General features: G+C 73.4%; 16 protein-coding genes and 1 pseudogene. 7 read left to right on the forward strand and 10 right to left on the reverse strand.

All coding sequences use genetic code 11. The features are described 5' to 3' along the window. Positions 1 to 68: 68 nt before the first annotated feature. The 4 genes from ACIHEJ_RS05210 to ACIHEJ_RS05225 are packed head-to-tail and all read left to right on the forward strand — an operon-like array spanning position 69 to position 3,509. Positions 69 to 824: an enoyl-CoA hydratase family protein gene (locus ACIHEJ_RS05210; RefSeq protein ID WP_400132272.1), complete on the forward strand. Its 756-nt coding sequence runs from the start codon at positions 69 to 71 to the stop codon at positions 822 to 824. Continuing rightward, positions 821 to 1,690 carry a CoA transferase subunit A gene (locus tag ACIHEJ_RS05215; RefSeq protein WP_400132273.1) on the forward strand — a complete coding sequence of 290 codons (870 nt, stop codon included), beginning with the start codon at positions 821 to 823 and terminating at the stop codon, positions 1,688 to 1,690. Before ACIHEJ_RS05210 ends, ACIHEJ_RS05215 begins: the two co-directional genes overlap by 4 nt. Then, positions 1,687 to 2,451, forward strand: coding sequence for a CoA-transferase subunit beta (locus tag ACIHEJ_RS05220; protein WP_400132274.1), 765 nt, complete (start codon positions 1,687 to 1,689; stop codon positions 2,449 to 2,451). Before ACIHEJ_RS05215 ends, ACIHEJ_RS05220 begins: the two co-directional genes overlap by 4 nt. An 8-nt stretch (positions 2,452 to 2,459) precedes the next feature. Beyond that, on the forward strand, positions 2,460 to 3,509 hold the full coding sequence (locus ACIHEJ_RS05225; protein WP_400132855.1) for an NAD(P)H-dependent flavin oxidoreductase: 1,050 nt from the start codon (positions 2,460 to 2,462) through the stop codon (positions 3,507 to 3,509). A 297-nt stretch (positions 3,510 to 3,806) separates the two neighbouring features. On the opposite strand, the gene ACIHEJ_RS05230 is transcribed toward ACIHEJ_RS05225, so the two are convergent. From ACIHEJ_RS05230 to ACIHEJ_RS05245, 4 genes are read right to left on the reverse strand one after another with little or no spacing between them, the layout of a single operon-like run. After that, entirely contained in the window at positions 3,807 to 4,964 is a 1,158-nt protein-coding gene (locus ACIHEJ_RS05230) for an acetyl-CoA C-acetyltransferase (RefSeq protein WP_400132275.1), read from the reverse strand. A 42-nt stretch (positions 4,965 to 5,006) separates the two neighbouring features. Then, positions 5,007 to 5,597 carry a TetR/AcrR family transcriptional regulator gene (locus tag ACIHEJ_RS05235; RefSeq protein WP_400132856.1) on the reverse strand — a complete coding sequence of 197 codons (591 nt, stop codon included), beginning with the start codon at positions 5,595 to 5,597 and terminating at the stop codon, positions 5,007 to 5,009. 42 nt (positions 5,598 to 5,639) lie between these two features. Further along, complete coding sequence (locus ACIHEJ_RS05240) at positions 5,640 to 6,461, reverse strand: SDR family oxidoreductase (protein WP_400132276.1); 822 nt, start codon at positions 6,459 to 6,461, stop codon at positions 5,640 to 5,642. After that, a complete protein-coding gene (locus ACIHEJ_RS05245; protein WP_400132277.1) occupies positions 6,458 to 6,613 on the reverse strand; it encodes a hypothetical protein in 156 nt (51 codons plus the stop codon). The genes ACIHEJ_RS05240 and ACIHEJ_RS05245 overlap by 4 nt, the downstream gene beginning before the upstream one ends. 75 nt (positions 6,614 to 6,688) lie before the next feature. On the opposite strand from ACIHEJ_RS05245, the gene ACIHEJ_RS05250 reads away from it, so the two are divergent. The 3 genes from ACIHEJ_RS05250 to ACIHEJ_RS05260 are packed head-to-tail and all read left to right on the forward strand — an operon-like array spanning position 6,689 to position 9,410. After that, positions 6,689 to 7,243, forward strand: coding sequence for a hypothetical protein (locus tag ACIHEJ_RS05250; RefSeq protein WP_400132278.1), 555 nt, complete (start codon positions 6,689 to 6,691; stop codon positions 7,241 to 7,243). Continuing rightward, positions 7,243 to 8,421, forward strand: coding sequence for an acyl-CoA dehydrogenase family protein (locus tag ACIHEJ_RS05255; protein ID WP_400132279.1), 1,179 nt, complete (start codon positions 7,243 to 7,245; stop codon positions 8,419 to 8,421). Before ACIHEJ_RS05250 ends, ACIHEJ_RS05255 begins: the two co-directional genes overlap by 1 nt. Continuing rightward, positions 8,421 to 9,410: an acyl-CoA dehydrogenase family protein gene (locus ACIHEJ_RS05260; RefSeq protein ID WP_400132280.1), complete on the forward strand. Its 990-nt coding sequence runs from the start codon at positions 8,421 to 8,423 to the stop codon at positions 9,408 to 9,410. The genes ACIHEJ_RS05255 and ACIHEJ_RS05260 overlap by 1 nt, the downstream gene beginning before the upstream one ends. Before the next feature lie 71 nt (positions 9,411 to 9,481). Here the strand turns inward: ACIHEJ_RS05260 and ACIHEJ_RS05265 are convergent, their stop codons facing one another. The 6 genes and pseudogenes from ACIHEJ_RS05265 to ACIHEJ_RS05290 form a co-directional block, all read right to left on the reverse strand. Further along, complete coding sequence (locus ACIHEJ_RS05265) at positions 9,482 to 11,083, reverse strand: M4 family metallopeptidase (protein ID WP_400132281.1); 1,602 nt, start codon at positions 11,081 to 11,083, stop codon at positions 9,482 to 9,484. Positions 11,084 to 11,227: 144 nt separating this feature from the next. Continuing rightward, positions 11,228 to 12,208 carry a LysR family transcriptional regulator gene (locus ACIHEJ_RS05270; protein ID WP_400132282.1) on the reverse strand — a complete coding sequence of 327 codons (981 nt, stop codon included), beginning with the start codon at positions 12,206 to 12,208 and terminating at the stop codon, positions 11,228 to 11,230. 26 nt (positions 12,209 to 12,234) lie between these two features. Further along, on the reverse strand, positions 12,235 to 13,902 hold the full coding sequence (locus tag ACIHEJ_RS05275) for a hypothetical protein (protein WP_400132283.1): 1,668 nt from the start codon (positions 13,900 to 13,902) through the stop codon (positions 12,235 to 12,237). Between the two features lie 26 nt (positions 13,903 to 13,928). After that, positions 13,929 to 15,506, reverse strand: a complete 1,578-nt coding sequence (locus tag ACIHEJ_RS05280) for a serine/threonine-protein kinase (RefSeq protein WP_400132284.1) — start codon at positions 15,504 to 15,506, stop codon at positions 13,929 to 13,931. After that, positions 15,503 to 17,260 (reverse strand): FHA domain-containing protein, encoded by a 1,758-nt coding sequence (locus tag ACIHEJ_RS05285; RefSeq protein ID WP_400132285.1) that lies wholly within the window; start codon positions 17,258 to 17,260, stop codon positions 15,503 to 15,505. The genes ACIHEJ_RS05280 and ACIHEJ_RS05285 overlap by 4 nt, the downstream gene beginning before the upstream one ends. Positions 17,261 to 17,268: 8 nt before the next feature. Continuing rightward, positions 17,269 to 17,539, reverse strand: a pseudogene (locus tag ACIHEJ_RS05290) (hypothetical protein); the annotation flags it as partial.

Below are 17,539 nucleotides of genomic sequence, written 5' to 3' on the forward strand. Positions count from 1 at the left end.
CGCGGCGAGCGGACCGCTGCTACCTTGCGACCTAACAAACGTTTGGTGGAAAGGTAGCTGATCTGCTCATGGGTGTCTCCACCTCCGTCCCGGAAGCGGGCGTCGCCGTCGTCACCGTGGACTTCCCTCCGGTCAACGCCCTTCCCGTGCAGGGCTGGTACGACCTGGCCGCCGCCGTGGGCGCGGCCGGGGCCGACCCGAAGGTGCGCTGCGTCGTCCTCACGGCCGCGGGCCGGGGATTCAACGCCGGTGTGGACATCAAGGAGATGCAGCGCACGGCCGGGCACGATGCCCTCATCGGCGCCAACCGTGGCTGCTTCGAGGCGTTCTCGGCGGTGTACGACTGCGAGGTCCCGGTGGTCGCCGCCGTGCACGGCTTCTGTCTGGGCGGCGGTATCGGCCTGGTGGGGAACGCCGACGCGATCGTGGCGAGCGAGGACGCGACCTTCGGGCTGCCCGAGCTGGACCGCGGCGCCCTCGGCGCGGCCACCCACCTCGCGCGGCTGGTCCCCCAGCACCTGATGCGGGTCCTGTACTACACCTCGCGCACCGTCACCGCCGAGGAGCTGCTCCGCCACGGGGCGGTGTGGCGGGTGGTTCCCCGTGATCAACTCATCGAAGCAGCGATGGAGTTGGCCCGGGACATCGCCGCCAAGGACGGCTCGCTCGTCCGGCTCGCCAAGGCGGCGATCAACGGCATCGACCCGGTCGACGTCCGCCGCAGCTACCGCTTCGAGCAGGGCTTCACCTTCGAGGCCAACCTCAGCGGCATCGCCGACAAGCACCGCGACGCGTTCGTATCGGCCGAGGAGGAGAGGCGTTGAGGAACAAGACGATGACCGCCGAGCAGGTCGTCGGCCGCCTGCGCAGCGGCATGACGATCGGCATCGGCGGCTGGGGCTCACGCCGCAAGCCGATGGCGCTGGTGCGTGCGCTGCTGCGCTCGGACCTCACCGGTCTGACCGTCGTGTCCTACGGCGGCCCGGACGTCGGTCTGCTCGCCGCCGCAGGGAAGGTCCGCAAGCTGGTCGCGGCCTTCGCGACCCTCGACTCCGTCCCGCTGGAGCCCCACTTCACCGCGGCGCGCCAGCGCGGCGCGTTCGAGATGGAGGAGCTGGACGAGGCGATGTTCATGTGGGGGCTGACCGCCGCCGCACAGCGTCTTCCGTTCCTGCCGGTCCGGGCCGGCCTCGGCTCCGACGTGATGCGGGTCAACCCCCGGCTGCGGACCGTCACTTCGCCGTACGAGGACGGCGAGGAGCTGGTCGCCGTCCCCGCTCTGCGCCTGGACGCCGCGCTCGTCCACCTCAACCGGGCAGACGTGCACGGGAACGGCCAGTACCTCGGCCCGGACCCGTACTTCGACGACCTGTTCTGCGAGGCCGCCGACACCGCGTTCGTCTCCTGCGAGCGGATCGTGGACACGGCCGACCTGCTCAAGGACGCCGCGCCGCAGACCCTGCTCGTCAAGCGGGCGTTCGTCAGCGGTGTCGTGGAGACCCCGAACGGCGCACACTTCACCTCCTGCGCACCGGACTACGACCGCGACGAGGCGTTCCAGCGCGCCTACGCCCGGGCCGCCCGCGACCCCGGCGCCTGGCCGCCCTTCGCCGAGCGGTTCCTCTCCGGCGACGAGGACGCCTACCAGGCCGCGGTGACGGCGTTCCACGAGGAGGGGACAGCGGCATGAGCACGGATACGACGACGACGCGGGCCGAGTACTGCGTGGTGGCCTGCGCCGAGGCGTGGCGGGGCGCGGGCGAGGTGCTGGCGAGCCCCATGGGCACGGTCCCCGCGATCGGGGCGCGGCTGGCGAAGCTCACCTTCTCCCCCGAGCTGCTGCTCACCGACGGCGAGGCGCTGATCGTCGGCGATGCCCCGGCGCTCGGCGCCGAGGCCGGGACGGTCGAGGGCTGGCTGCCGTACCGCGGGCACCTGGCGCTGGTGGCCACCGGGCGGCGGCACGTGATGATGGGCGCGAGCCAGCTCGACCGGTACGGCAACCAGAACATCTCCTGCATCGGCGACTGGGCCAGGCCCACGCGGCAACTGCTCGGCGTGCGCGGCGCTCCGATCAACACCCTCAACAATCCGACGAGTTACTGGATCCCCAGGCACTCCCCGCGCGTGTTCGTCGAGCGGGTCGACATGGTCAGCGGTGTCGGCTACGACCGTGCCGCCGCGGCCGGCCCGTCGGCGACCCGGCACCACCGCATCGCGCGCGTCGTCAGCGATCTCGGCGTCTTCGACTTCGACACCCCGGACCGCACGATGCGCGTGTGCTCGGTGCATCCGGGGGTCACGGTCCGGCAGGTCGTCGAAGCCACCGGTTTCCCGCTGGCGATCCCCGACGAGGTGCCCCGCACGCGCGAGCCCACCGCCGAGGAGCTGCGGCTGATCCGGGAGGTCGTCGACCCGAAGCGGCTGCGTGAGCGCGAGGTGCCCGCGTGAGCTTCACGATCGACACCCCGCTGACCGAGCTCGTCGGCGTGCGGCACCCCGTGGTGCAGACCGGCATGGGGTGGGTCGCCGGGCCCCGCCTGGTGTCCGCCGCCGCCGGTGCCGGAGCACTGGGCATCCTCGCCTCCGCCACCATGACCACGGACGGGCTCCGCGCCGCCGTCCGCGAGGTCAAGTCCCGTACGGACGCGCCCTTCGGCGTCAATCTGCGGGCGGATGCCGGGGACGCGGCCGAACGTGTCCGCGTCATCGTCGAGGAGGGAGTGAAGGTCGCCTCGTTCGCGCTCGCGCCCTCGCGGGACCTGATCGCGCGGCTGAAGGACGCCGGGGTGGTCGTCATCCCGTCCGTCGGTGCCGAGCGGCACGCCGAGAAGGTCGCCGCGTGGGGCGCCGACGCGGTTCTGGTGCAGGGCGGCGAGGGCGGCGGCCACACCGGGAACGTCGCGACCAGCGTCCTGCTCCCCCAGGTGGTGCGCGCGGTGGACATCCCGGTGATCGCGGCCGGCGGCTTCCACGACGGCCGCGGGCTGGTGGCGGCGCTCGCCTACGGCGCCGCCGGGATCGCCATGGGCACCCGTTTCCTCCTGACCTCCGACAGCACCGTCCCCGACGCGGTCAAGGCCGCGTACCTGGCGGCGGCCGTCAAGGACGTCACCGTCACCACCAAGGTGGACGGTCTCCCGCACCGGATGCTGCGCACCGACCTGGTGGACGCGCTGGAGCGTTCGGGCCGGGCCGTCGCGCTGCTGCGGGCGGTCCGCCACGCGACGGCCTTCAAGAAGCACACCGGCACGGGGTGGGTGCGGATGGTGCGCGACGGCCTGGCGATGAAGCACGGCAAGGAGCTGTCCTGGAGCCAGGTGCTGCTGGCCGCCAACACACCCATGCTGCTGAAGGCATCGATGGTCGAGGGCCGCACCGATCTCGGGGTGATGGCATCCGGTCAGGTCGCCGGGGTCATCGACGACCTGCCGAGCTGTGCCGAACTCGTCGACCGGATCATGGCCGAGGCACGGGCCACCCTCCGCGCCCTGCCCCACGCGGGCTGACGGGCCGCGCGCTCCCTGCGGGTGCTTCCCCACCCTTGGAGTCGATCTCATGCGTGCCCTGCGTTTCCGTCGTGCGACCGCAGTGGCGATCTCGGCCGTGTTCGTCGGCTGTGTCCCCGCTCATGCCGCGGCCGGCCCTGCACGGCTGTCCGACACGGGGTCCGGGCCTGGACTCCCGGACCCTGGCGAGGCTCCGCGGCGCTCTGCCGAGGTGAGGAATCCCCCGCCCCCCCGGGGCGTGGACGAGGGCCCGCCCGTGGCCGGCCCGGTGGACCGGGCGCGGGCGGGCGTCGATGTTCAGAGTCGTTCGATGATGGTGACGTTGGCCTGGCCGCCGCCCTCGCACATCGTCTGCAGGCCGTAGCGGCCACCGGTGCGTTCCAGTTCGTGCAGCAGGGTGGTCATGAGCTTGGTGCCGGTGGCGCCCAGGGGGTGTCCGAGAGCGATGGCGCCGCCGTTGACGTTGACCTTCTCCGGGTCGGCACCGGTCTCCTTCAGCCATGCCAGCACGACGGACGCGAACGCCTCGTTGATCTCGACCAGGTCGATGTCGCCGAGCGTCATCTGGGCCTTCTTCAGCGCGTACGCCGTGGCGGGGATCGGCGCGGACAGCATCCGGATCGGGTCCTCGCCGCGCACCGACAGGTGGTGGATGCGGGCCCGGGGCGTCAGACCGTGTTCCCTGACGGCCCGTTCGCTCGCCAGCAGCATCGCCGAGGCGCCGTCGGAGACCTGGGAGGAGACGGCGGCGGTGAGCCGGCCGCCCTCGACCAGCGGCTTGAGGCCCGCCATCTTCTCCAGGCTGGTGTCGCGGCGCGGGCCCTCGTCGATCGTCACGTCCCCGTAGGGGACGATTTCGCGCGCGAAGCGGCCCTCGTCGACGGCCCGGATCGCGCGCCGGTGGGAGCGCAGCGCGAACTCCTCCATGGCGCGGCGGGAGATGCCCCACCGCTCGGCGATGAGTTCGGCGCCGTGGAACTGGTTGACCGGCTGGGTGCCGTAACGGGCCCGCCAGCCCCGGGAGCCGGCGTACGGGCCCTCGGTCAGTCCGAGCGGCTCGGCGGCCTGACGGCCGGCGAAGGCGATGGGGATCTGCGACATGTTCTGTACGCCGCCCGCCACCACCAGGTCCTGGGTGCCGGAGAGGACGCCTTGTGCGGCGAAGTGCAGGGCCTGCTGCGAGGAGCCGCACTGGCGGTCCACCGTGACGCCCGGCACCTCCTCGGGCAGTCCGGCCGCCAGCCAGCAGGTACGGGCTATGTCACCGGCCTGCGGGCCGACGGTGTCGAGGCAGCCGAGGACGACGTCCTCGACGGCGGCCGGGTCGACGCCCGTGCGCGTCATCAGCGCCCTCAGCACGTGTGCGCCGAGATCGGCGGGGTGGACCGCGCCGAGTCCCCCGCCGCGCCGCCCGACGGGCGTGCGGACCGCTTCGACGATGTATGCCTCGGCCATGGCCGCTCCTCATTCGACTCGTTCGGCGTCTGCGACGTGATGTCAGGTGCGCAGGGCGATGCCCTCCAGCACCATCGACAGGTACTGGCGGGCGATCTCCTCCGGGCTGTGCTGTCCGCCCGGCTGGTACCAGGACGCGGCGACCCACACGGTGTCGCGCACGAAGCGGTAGGTGAGCCGGACGTCGAGGTCGGCCCGGAAGACGCGTTCGCCGACGCCGCGTTCCAGGGTGGACAGCCACGCCTTCTCGAACCTGCGCTGGGACTCGGCGAGGAACGCGAACCGCTCCTGCGCCACGAGTTGCCTGTGCTCCTTCTGGTAGATCGCGACGGCCGCACGGTGCCGGTCGATCTCCCGGAACGACTCGGTGACCAGGGCCTCCAGCGTCTCGCGCGGCCCGAGTTCCGACGCCAGGACGCTGTCGTAGCCGCCCCACAGTTCGTCGAGGAAGGTCCGCAGGATCTCCTCCAGCATCGATTCCTTGGAGTCGAAGTGGTAGTAGAGGCTGCCCGCGAGCATGCCTGCGGCATCCGCGATCTTGCGGACGGTGGTGGCCTTGTAGCCCTGCTCGGCGAACACCTCGGCGGCGGTTGCGAGGAGTTCCTCCCGCCGCTCGGGCGACGGGCTCACCATGGTCTTCTTGCTGCTGTTCTTCGGCACGCGGTCATTGTCGCCTCACGCGTGCTGGCTGCTGACCGACACGATCTCCCCGGTCATGTACGAGGAGTAGCCGGACGCCAGGAAAACGATGACGTTGGCCACCTCCCACGGCTCGGCATGGCGGCCGAACGCCTCGCGGGAGGTCAGGTCCTCGAGCAGTTCCGGCGTGGTGACCTTCACCAGGTGCGGGTGCAGGGCGAGGCTGGGCGCCACCGCGTTGACCCGTACCCCGTACTCGGCGGCTTCGAGAGCCGCGCAGCGGGTGAGCGCCATGACGCCGGCCTTGGCGGCGGCGTAGTGCGCCTGGCCCTTCTGCGCCCGCCAGCCGATCACCGAGGCGTTGTTGACGACGACGCCCCCGCCGCCGGTCGTCCTCATCCGGCGCAGCGCGGCGCGGGTGCAGCGGAAGGTGCCGTTCAGGGTGACGTCGAGAACCCTTCCCCACTGTTCGTCGGTCATCTCGACGAGGTCGGCGGTTCCGCCGAGCCCGGCGTTGTTGACGACGATGTCGAGGCGGCCGTGCCGTTCCTCGGCGAGATCGAACAGCGCGGCGACCTGGGTCTCGTCGGTGACGTCGCAGGGCAGCGCGGCGACCCGGTCCGCGCCGAACTCCGCGGTCAGTTCGGCCGTGGACTCCTTGAGCCTGCGGGCGTGGGCATCGGAGAGGACGACGCGGGCGCCCTCTTCCAGCAGCCGCCGGGCGGTGGCGCCGCCGATGCCGGCGCCGGCGGCGGCGGTGATGACGGCGCTGCGGTCGCGCAGGAGGGAGTGACCGGGGACGTACGGCGGCGGGCCGGAGGCGTGCGGGGCGGACGGGTTCGGAGTGGCGGGGTTCACGGTCGGGCCTCCTCGGGCAGGCCGAGGACGCGTTCGGCGATGCCGTGCTCACGGCCCGGACCGCCGCGTCCGCGCAGGTCCGCGAACCCACCGGTGAGGTCGGCCCGCAGCCAGGCGCGGACCTCGGTGCGGAACTCCTCGACGCTGTTCATGGACGGCTCCAGGCGCTCGACGGCTGACGGCTCGCACGTTAACCTACCAAACACTTGTTAGAAAAGGAGGGGTGGATGCCCGCCGCCCGCACCGCGACCCCGCAGCCCGTCCGCTACGAACGCCACGGCCCCGTCGCCGTGCTCACGATGGACCGGCCCGTGTACCGCAGCGCCCGGAACTCCGCGATGACCTGCGCCCTGGACCGGGCCTGCCACCGCGCGGCCGACGACGAGGTCGAGGTCGTCGTCCTCGCCGGAGCGGGGAAGCACTTCTCCGCCGGGCACGACACCGGCACCCCCGAGCGGGACGCCCGTCTGCCCGTCGACCGCACGGCCGGACTGCGGTGGGACCACTCCGGCGAGCAGGGCGCGGAGAGCCGCTTCGCCCGCGAGTCGGAGGTCCACCTGGGCATGTGCCGTCGACGCGAGCTGCCCGGGCCCGCGATCCCGTCGGTGCGGGGGGCGTGCGTCACCGCCGGGCTGATGCAGGGGATGCACGCCGGCAGGGACTCGGTCTTCGGGCTGCACCACCTCGCCCACGCGCACGACGCCGAGACCGCCCACGACGCGCTCGGCGGTACGGACGTCCGCGCGACGAAGGCGGTCGGCGGGGCGGAGGCGGGAGCCTGATGGATCTCGCCTTCACCGCCGCCGAGGACGCCTTCCGGGCCGAGGTGCGAACCTGGCTGGCCGCCCATGTGCCCGTGCACCCGCTGCCCTCGCTGGAGACGGCGGAGGGTTTCGCGGCCCACCGGGAGTGGGAGCGCACGCTGTCCGCCGACCGCTGGTCGGTGGTCTCCTGGCCCGAGGAGTACGGGGGCCGGGGCGCCTCCGTCGTCCAGTGGCTGATCTTCGAGGAGGAGTACTACGCGGCCGGCGCGCCCGGCCGGGTCAGCCAGAACGGCATCAACCTGCTGGCCCCGACCCTGTTCGAGCACGGGACGGCCGAGCAGCGCGCCCGCCTCCTGCCGTCCATGGCGAGCGGTGAGGTGATCTGGGCCCAGGCCTGGTCCGAACCGGAGGCCGGTTCGGACCTCGCCTCGCTGCGCTCGACGGCCCGGCGCACCGACGGCGGCTGGCTGCTCCGCGGCCAGAAGACCTGGTCGTCGCGGGCCGCGTTCGCGGACCGCGCCTTCGGCCTGTTCCGAAGCGACCGGGACGGCGCGGACACGGCCAAACCGCACCGGGGGCTGACCTACCTGATGTTCCCGCTGGACGCCGAGGGGGTGACCGTACGGCCCATCGGGCGGCTCGACGGCAAACCGGCCTTCGCCGAAATCTTCCTGGACGACGTCTTCGTCCCGGACGAGGACGTCATCGGCGAGCCCGGGCAGGGCTGGCGGGTCGCGATGAGCACCGCGGGCAACGAGCGCGGGCTCACCCTGCGCAGCCCCGGGCGTTTCACGGCCGCGGCCGAGCGCCTCACCGCGCTGTGGCGCTCCGCGGCGGACCCCGCCGACACCGCGCTGCGCGACCGGGTCGCCGACGCGGTGATCGGCGCCCGCGCGTACCAGCTGTTCACCTACGCCAACGCCTCGCGCCTGGCGGCGGGGGAACGGATCGGCGCCGAGTCGAGCCTCAACAAGGTGTTCTGGTCCGAGCTGGACATCGCCCTGCACGAGACCGCCCTCGACCTGCTCGGCCCGTTCGGCGAACTCGCCGACGGGGCCGGGGAGGCGCCCGCGCACGGCGGCTGGGCCGAGGGCTACACCTTCTCCCTCGCGGGTCCCATCTATGCCGGCACCAACGAGATCCAGCGCGACATCATCGCCGAGCGGCTGCTCGGCCTGCCGAAGGGACGCCGGTGATGCGGTTCCTCCTCGACGACGAGCAGCGGGAGTTCGCCCGTTCGCTGGACGGCATGCTGGCGGCGGCCGGCACCCCCGCGGTCGTCCGGGCGTGGGCGAGGGGCGACCACGGTCCCGGACGCGCCCTGTGGACCCGGCTGGCGGAGACGGGGGTCTTCGGCCTCGCGGTGCCCGAGGAGCAGGGGGGCCTCGGCGTGCTGCCGGTGGAACTGGCCGTCTCCTTCGCCGAGTTGGGCCGCCACGCGGTGCCGGGCCCGCTGGTGGAGACGGTGGCCGCGGCCGCACTGCTGGACCGCCTGGGCGACGAGAGGGCGGCCGCCGTCTGGCTGCCCGGGATCGCCTCCGGCAAGACGGTCGCCTCCCTGTGCCTGCTCTCCCCCGACCGCCCCTACGCCCTGGACGCCGACGCCGCCGACGCGGTGTTCGTCGTCGACCGCGACACCGTACGCCTGGCCCAGGACCACGGCGCCCTCCAGCATTCACACGACCCCGCCCGCCGGCTGGCCCGCCCCGGCGGCGGAACCGTCCTGGCGCAGGGGCTCGAGGTGCGCGCCGCGGCCGCGTACGCCGACGAGGTCGCCCGGCTGGCCACCGCGGCCCAGGCCCTCGGGCTGGGCCGCACCCTCTTGGACCGGACCGTCGGCTACGCCCGGCGACGCGTCCAGTTCGGGGTGCCCATCGGCTCCTTCCAGGCGGTGAAGCACCGGCTGGCCGACACGCTCGTCGCCCTGGAGTTCGCCCAGCCGCTGGTCCACGCCGCCGCCCTGGCCCTCGCCTCGCACGACCCGGACGCCGGCCGGGAGGTCGCCGCGGCGAAGGTGGCCTCTTGCGAGGCGGCCTGCGCCGCGGCGCGCACGGCCCTCCAGGTCCACGGCGCGCTCGGCTACACCGAGGAACTGGACCTGTCCCTGTGGATCCGCAAGGCCCGCGCCCTGCGCTCCTCCTGGGGTACGCCGTCGGCCTGCCGCGCCCGTGTCCTCGCTCCCTGAACCCCACGGCTCGCCCTCCCGGACATCCCTTCCGGCAGGGCGAACCGCCTCCTTCGCACCGTCGCGTGCGGTCAGGAGACCGTGACCGCGCTCCAGGCCGCGGCCACGGTGGCGTACTCGGGGCTGCCGGCGCCGTAGAGGTCCTTCGCCGCGTTCAGCGTCGCGGTGCGGGCGCCCTTGTAGTCCGTGGTGGAGGTCATGTAGACCGTCAGCGCCCGGTACCAGATGGCGGAGGCCTTCTGGTTGCCGATGCCGGTGACGGTGGCGCCGTTGCAGGTGGGGCTGTTGTAGGAGACGCCGTTGATGGTCTTGGCGCCGCTGCCCTCGCTGGCGAGGTAGAACCAGTGGTTGCCGACGCCCGAGGAGTAGTGCACGTCGAGCCGGCCGACCGACTTCGACCAGCAGTCCGCGGAGCGGCCGTCCAGGGACGGCTTGTCGAAGCGGCGCAGCCACGGCGGGGTGGACTGGTCGCTGAAGAGGTAGTCGGGGGTGTCGACCGGATTGTCGGCGTACCACTCGACCATGGTGCCGAGGATGTCGCTGGTGGCCTCGTTCAGGCCGCCGGACTCACCGCTGTAGCGCAGGTTGGCGGTGGCGGAGGTGACGCCGTGGGTCATCTCGTGGCCCATGGTGTCGAGGTCGACCTGCTCGGGGTCGGTGGTGCCGTCACCGTCGCCGGTCATCATGCAGAAGCAGGAGTCGGACCACTGGGCGTTGTCCCAGTGGGTGCCGACGTGGACGAAGACGGTGGCGCCTCGGCCGTCGTTCTTGATGCCGTTGCGGCCGAAGGTCGTCTTGTAGTAGTCGAACGTCTCCGCCGTGTTGACGTGCGCGTCGACGGCGGCGGTGGCGCGGTCGGCGGAGAACTTCCTGCCGTCGCCCCAGACGTTGTCGGAGTCGGTGAACAGGGTGCCGGAGGAGCTCTTCACGGACGACGACGAGAGGTTGTGGGCGTCCTTGGTGATGTGACCCCGGACCGGATCGATCAGGGCGAAGGTGTCATCGGCCTGCTGGGTGGTGTCGATGGCGACGTCCCCGGTGTACTCGGAGTGGCCGGTGCCGGTCGCCTCGCGTTCGGCGTCGTAGTTCTCGATCGCCGCGCCGGTGGTGGCGTCCGTGACGAAGACCTCGCCGTGCGGCTGGCCCTTGTCGCCCAGGCCCTGCACGGTGGTGCGCCAGGCCAGCCGGGGGGTGCCGTCGGCGGCCCACACGATCAGCTCGGGGGTGGACTTGGCGTCGCGCACCAGCCCGTGCGAGCGCTTCAGGGCTTTGGCCGCCGTGCCTCTGGCGTCGAGGGTGGGGGTGACGGACTTGAGCGCCACCCTGTGGGCCATGGCGCGGGTGGATCCCTTGAGCGAGCCGTCGGCCTTCTGGTGGACGACGAAGTCGCCGCCGACGACGGGGAGGTTGTGATAGGTCCGTTCGAAGCGGACGTGCTGCGTGCCGTCGGCGTCGATCACGACGTCCTTGACGTGAAGTCTCTGACCCGCGCCAAAACCGAAGGCGTCGGCGTGCCGGGTCACGTTCGCCCTGGCCTGGGATATCGCCGTGTCGCGGACAGGGGTTGCGCCCTGCGTCGCACGGGGCTGCGAGTGCGCGGGCAGGGCCGTCGCGCCCGTGGTGATGACACCGGCGGCGACCATCGCGGAAAGGGCAAGAAGGGGACGGGTCATGGCGGGTGATTCCTTCGCTCGTCGTGGGGTGACGGCGTCCTGGGACGTTGACGCGAAGTGTTCACCAGATGACATGTTCCTGACGTGACTTCATCTGCGATATAACCGCGGAGCTATAGGGTGTGGGGACGGCGGACCGCCGGGTCAGACGCCCTCGCCCAGAGCGAACTCCTCGCCCCCGTCCTGCCACCAGGCCAGGTACTGCGGCCGCTGCCTCACCAGCGACAGATAACCGGCCAGCACCCGCTCGCACGCCGCGTCGACGAGTTCCGGCGGAACCGATTCCGTGTTCCAGGCCAGCACCAGCCGCCGGTGCAACGGAACGTCGACCAGCGGCCGTTGTACGGTGCCCCGGCCGGAGACGTCGGCGGTCGGCCACACCCCGCACACCGCGCGCCGGCCGGCGACCAGGATCTGCGCCACGGACAGGTCCGGCGTCACATGGGCGATGCGTGGAGTGAATCCCGCCGCCTGACAGGTGAGTTGGAGATACGCGTGCACACCGCTCTCGTCGGCCTCCGGCATCACCCACTCCTCGCCCGCCAGCTCATGCAGACGGGCCGTCTCCTGGCGCGCCAGCGGGTGGTCCTCGGCGAGCAGGACGAAGACCGGCTCGCGGAGCAGGGTCCGTGTCGCCACCGATTCGCCGACCGGAAGGGGAAAACCCGGGAACTCGCCGAACACCGCGATGTCGCACTTCGACTGGCTCAGCGACTTCACCAGGGTGTGCACGGACCGGCGGGCATCTATGGTGAGCCGGCGTTCCGGGACGAGTTCGAACAAGGCGGAGACCAGCAAGGAGACCAGGGGGCCGGCGGTTCCGCCCGCCCGCAGCGGCGCGGCGGCCTGCCCGTCCGCCTCGGCCGCCGACCGTGCGTACGCGCGCAGCCGGTCGAAGCCGACGACGAGGTCGCGGGCGCAGCGCAGGACGTACTGGCCGTGCTCGTTCGGCTTCACCCCGTCGGCGCTGCGGATGAAGAGCGGGCCGCCCAGCTCCTGTTCGATCCGCTTCAGCTGAGCGCTCGTGGCCGGCTGAGAGAGCTGCAGCCGGGCGGCGGCCCTGCGGATGCTGCCGGCCTCGGCGACGGTGAGCAGGATGCGCAGGTGCCGGAACTCGAGGTGCATGAATCTTCCCCGCTCGGTAGCCACCCTCAAGGACAGACGTAGGTGAAGGTCGCCGTCGCCTCCATCGGGGCCGGCTCGTGCGCGACCTTCAGGCGGGCGGTCCCCCGGAATCGGCCCGCACCGCGGACCGTCCAGCGCAGGTGCACCCTGACGTGGCGCTCACCGCGGTGGGCGGCCCGGGTCAGCTCGCCCGAGTCCTGGCCGTCCGCGCGCAGCCACCGGTAGGTGACGGGGCCGCCGTGCCCGTCGGTGGTGACCACACCGACCAGGTCGGCCGTCTGACCGCAGTGCAGCGGCCCGGCGGGGGCCTCGACCCGGACGGCGACGACCGCGGGAGCGGGGGCCGGGCGCAGCAGCAGCCAGAGCAGGACGGCGGCGATCGTGACGACGGCGGCGGTGACGACCCGGCCCCGGCGTCCGCGGCGCGAACGCCGGGAGGCGGGTACCGCTGCCTCGGTCCGCCACCGGGCCCGTAGAGCGTCCTCCTCGTCCACGGGGATCCCGGGTCCGAACCGCAGCAGGATCTCGCCGGAGTCCTCCCCTGCCGCCGTGGCGGGCAGGGTGACGCGGTTGCGCTTGCCGAGGACGGTCGCCTGGCCGTCCGGGGCGGTGGGACGGCGAGCGCGGCCGACCGTGGTGAGCCGGTCGGCGACGGCTGGGACGTGGGGGCCGGGGGCAGGCAGCGGGGCTCGCTGGTCCGGGCCTGCGACGTCGGACGCCTGGGCCGCCGTGGCGAGTTGGCCGGCTGAAGCGAGTTGGCCCGCTGAGGCTGAAGGGCGGGGCGAGCGGTCGGCTGCGGGAGCAGGAGTGCCGGGGACGCCGGGGCGGGGAGCCCGGTCGGTCGTGGGGGGCGCCGGGTGACGGTCCGTCCGTGCAGCGGGGCCGTCGGGGGCCACGGCGACGGACGGCGCCGGTGCCTTCGACGGCGGGAACTTTGGGGTCGACGCGGCCGCCGCCGCGCGCAGCACCGTACGGCGCAGGAAGTCCGCAGGCAGCGCCGCGCGCCCGGCGACCAGGGCGGCCCGGGCCGCCGCCAGCCCCTCCGACTCGGCGATGGCGGAGCAGCGGGCGAACAGGTCCGCCGCGGGCGTTCCGGGCTGCGTCCAGGCGGCGCCGAGGGTGCGGGCCAGGGCGGCCCAGGCAGCGGTGCCGACCGCCCGGCCGTCGGATCGCGGCGTATCGCCCGGCACCGGTACGGCGGCCGCGTCGCCCAGCGCGCCGCCCAGCTCGCTCTCGGCCAGCAGGGCGACCCCGTCCGGGGCGATCACGACGGTGTCGGGGCCGAGCGAGCCGTGGGTCAGGCCCGCCGCACGCAGGGCGAGGAGGGTCTGGGCGGTCTCGTTGAGGATGCTGGCCACGCTGCCCGCGTCCGGGCGGGGGCCGTCGGCGGACGACAGGACGTCGGCCAGGGTGGGGGCCGGTGGCCGGGCCGTGAGCAGCCACACCTCGCCGGCCTCCGCCACGAGGTCGACCGTGCCGAGGAGCCCGGGCAGCCTGAGCTTCGCCGTGGCGAGCACCACGGCCGCCAGGCGCTCGCGCGTGCCCTCGGGTGTCAGCAGGGCGCGGTCGATGTGCAACGCGCCGAGGGTGCACTCGCCGGACCGGGCCGGGAGCAGGGCGTGCCAGGTTCCGTGGCGCGTGTTCCGTGACCAGCCGGACAGGGGCCGGCCGGCCACTGTGGTGGCTGTCGTCATGTCGATCCGTTCTCGTCGGACGGTGTTCAGCACGGCGGGGCGTCCAGGGAGGCCGTCTGGGGGCCGTTGGCGGCGGCCGGGTCGCTGCTCAGCGTCACGCCCCAGGTCCCCCGGCAGGGATGGTTGGAGAAGTCCGCCGTGAAGGTCAGGTCGTAGCGGGTGCTCCCGGACAGGGGCTGGGACTGGGAGCCGTACGGGTCGGCCGGGGTGTCGACGTAGTAGTTCGCGGTGACGGTCAGCGGGCCGGTGCCCGTCGTCCCGACGGTCACCGCCGCGACGAGCGTGCCCGGTTTCTGCCCGCGCTGCCACGAGCCGATGGTGAGGGTGACGGTGCCGGGCGACGCCGCGCCGGGGGCCTCGGCGGTCGGGGTCCCGGCCGGTGCGGTCGGCTCCGTGGACGCCGTGGGCGAGGACGACGGACTGTCCGAGGGGGTGGCGGAGGGTGTGGCCGTGGGTGTGGTGTCCGCCGTGGGCGGGAGGCTGCTCGACGAAGCAGAGGGGGATGATGAAGTGACTTTGCTCGTCGCAGAGTTGGTCGGTGTCGGGGTCGAACTCGCGACCGTCGTCGACGTGTCGTGCGGGCGGCCCGCAGCATAGGTCGCTCCACCCGCGACGACCGCCAGCGCGGCCACCCCGCCGGTCGCCACCTTCCATCCCCCGCGCTTCAGCCGGCCCAGCAGGGTGAGCGCGGTGGCCGAGCCGTCGAGCGTCGCGGTCGCGGTGAACGGGAACAACAGGGCCAGCAGCGCCGCGAGTTCGGCCAGTCGGCGACGGCCGCGCTCCTCCCAGCCTGCGCCGTAGCCTTCGGTGGCGGACCGCTCCAGGTCGGCGAGGAACGTCTCGACACCGGGCCGGTCCGCCGGGTCCTTCGCCAGGCCCGCGCGCAGCAGCACACGCACCGGCACCGGTACGTCGTCCAGCGGGGCCGGTGCGCGCAGGTGCTGCAGGCGCAGCGCGGCCACGTCGTCGCCGGGGAACGGCCGCCGACCGGTCAGGCACTCGAAGAACACCACGGACGCCGCGTAGACGTCGGCCGCCGGGCCGGCGGGCTCCCCGTGCCACTGCTCCGGCGCCATGTAGGCGGGCGTGCCCACGGCCTCGGTCTCCCGGCCGCTGCGCACCGCTATGCCGAAGTCGACGAGCGCGCTGCTGCCGTCGGCACGGACCAGGACGTTCTCCGGCTTGTAGTCGCGGTGCACCACCCCCGCCGCATGGGCCGCGCCCAGCCCGAGCAGGGAGCCCTTGAGCAGCGCGAGCGCGGCCTCGGGACCGGTCGCCCCCTGTCGGTGCAGCAGCCGGCGCAGGCTGACGCCGTCCACCGCCTCCATCACGATCGCGGCACCGGCGCGTGCCTCGAGGTACTCGTACAGCCGCACCACGCACGGGTGCCGCAGCGCACCGAGCAGCCGGGCCTCGGCGCGGAAGCGGGCCAGGAACTCCCGGTCCGTGCGCAGACGTTCGCTCAGGTACTTGACGGCGACGGGCACGCCGGTCGCGGTGTGCCGGGCGAGGACGACCCGGCCGCCGGCTCCCTCGCCGAGCGTCCGGACGGCGGCATAGCCGGGTACGGCCCAGCCGCCGCCGGTGTGCGTGTCCCGGGTCATGCCGCCCCCTCCGACGGCGCGAGCAGCCCGGCGCCCTGCGGTACGTCCTTCGCGTCCCTTCGGCGCCGTACCCGGCGCAGCAGCCACCGCAGGGGCGCGGACCACACCGGGAAGGCGACCAGTGCGACGACGGCCGCCTCGATCGACGTGGTCCACGGCTCGGCGAGCCGGCCCGCGAGCAGGTCACCGATGCGGGAGCGCCAGGCCAGCAGGGCGAGGCCGAGGAAGCCGTAGGTGCCCACGACGACCGCGAGGCCGTAGGCGGCCAGGCCGGCCTCCCGCGGGCCGGGCCGGTTGCCCGCGCGCAGGTCCCGCCACAGGCCCGTGCGGAAGTAGGCGCTCGCCTCCTCGCGCAGCCGGGGCACGCGCAGGGCATCGGTCAGCGCCTGGTAACCGTCCAGCGGCATGAGCGGGTTGAAGTTGTAGAGGGTGTTCAGATAGAGGCCGAAGGCCAGGTGGTAGAGGAGGGCCGGGACGGGTCCCGCGGGCAGCACGGCCGCGCCCGTGGCGCACCAGCCGGCCAGCGCCGCCGTGGACAGCGGCCCGGACAGGGCCACCACGACGCGTGACCAGCGGGAGCCGAACCACATGTCGCTGGTGTCCACGAACGCGAACGGCATGCCCATCATCAGCAGGAATCCGCCGCGCCGGACCTTGCGGCCGTACGACTTCACGGCCAGCGCGTGCGTGAGCTCGTGGACGAGCAGCGCGGTCACGTATCCGGCGGCCAGCAGGACCGGGCCCCACACGCCCGCCCCGCCGAAGTCCAGCAGGTGGTGCCGGCCCTGCGCCGCGAAGAACGCGACGAGGCCGCCGGCCACCGACAGCCAGGCGAGCAGCACCCCGGTCCGGGTGAACAGCCGCCAGCCGAAGGCCTGATAGACCCGGGTCACCAGTCGGTCGAGGCCGGGGACGGACACCTCCAGCTTCAGCAGCACCCGGTACACGGCACGCGCCGCCCGCCGCCGGCCCGTCGGCCGCTCCTCCTCCGGACGCCCGGACAGGCCGCGCAGCAGCCCGGCGTCCGCGAACGCGGCCAGCGCGGACTCGATGCGGGGCAGGGCGAGTTCGCCGTAGCGGTCGGCGTAGGCGAACAGCAGGTCCCGTACGGTGTTCTCGCCGTCGACAGCGTGCCACAGGAAGACCTGGCGCTCGTCCAGTTCCAGATAGCGGCCGGTGCGGGTGCTGCTGAGCACCCAGCGGGGTGCGCCGCGTTCGGTGGGGATCTGTTTGAGGGCCCAGCCGGAGCGGCGGCGGGGGCGCGCGGTGAGCGGGCCGTTCGCCTCCGGCGCCTCCTCCTGTCCGGCTGTGGGCAGATGGGTCAGCTGGGTGCCGACGACCATCGTGCGCGAGCCGATCCGGTCGTCGCGGGGCTGCTCGAACACCAGGCGTACGTCGCCGACGGACAGCTCGGTGCCGTCGGCGAGGCCGGCCGCACCTCCGTGCAGGTCGACACCGCCGACCGCGGTGCCGTTGAAGGAGTCCAGGTCTTCGACCCGGAAGCCGTCAGCGGTGCGGACGATGCGGGCGTGGCGGCGCGAGACGCTGGTGTCGGACAGGACCACGTCGTTGTCCTCGCCCCGGCCCAGTGTGGTGACCGGGCCGGTCAGCGCGACGCACAGGGTGGGGTCGTCGAGGCCGCGCAGCTGGGGCGCGGCGTACGAGGTCGGTGCGGCACCCCGGCGCGGGGTGCCGCAGTGCAGGCAGTACGGGAAGTCGCGCCGCACGTGGACGCGGCAGACATGGCAGAGCATGCGGTGGCTCAGCCTCCGCCGGAACCGCTGAGGAACGTACCGCCGTTGAAGCCGCCGTCCGCCTCGGGCGCGGAGGGCGAGAGGTGGGTGGCGATGTCGCCGGTGCCGGGCAGGCCGATACCGCCACGCACGGTCGTCCCGGCACGGCCGAGGGCGCCTTCGCGACCACCGCCGCCACTGGGGCGATTGCCGTTCTCAGGGTCGCCGCCACCCTCACCGCCACCACTGTGGCCACCACCGCCACTCGGACGGTCGGTGTTCTCAGGATCGCCACCGCCC

This window comes from Streptomyces sp. NPDC052301 (assembly GCF_044593395.1).
Classification (GTDB): Bacteria; Actinomycetota; Actinomycetes; order Streptomycetales; family Streptomycetaceae; genus Streptomyces.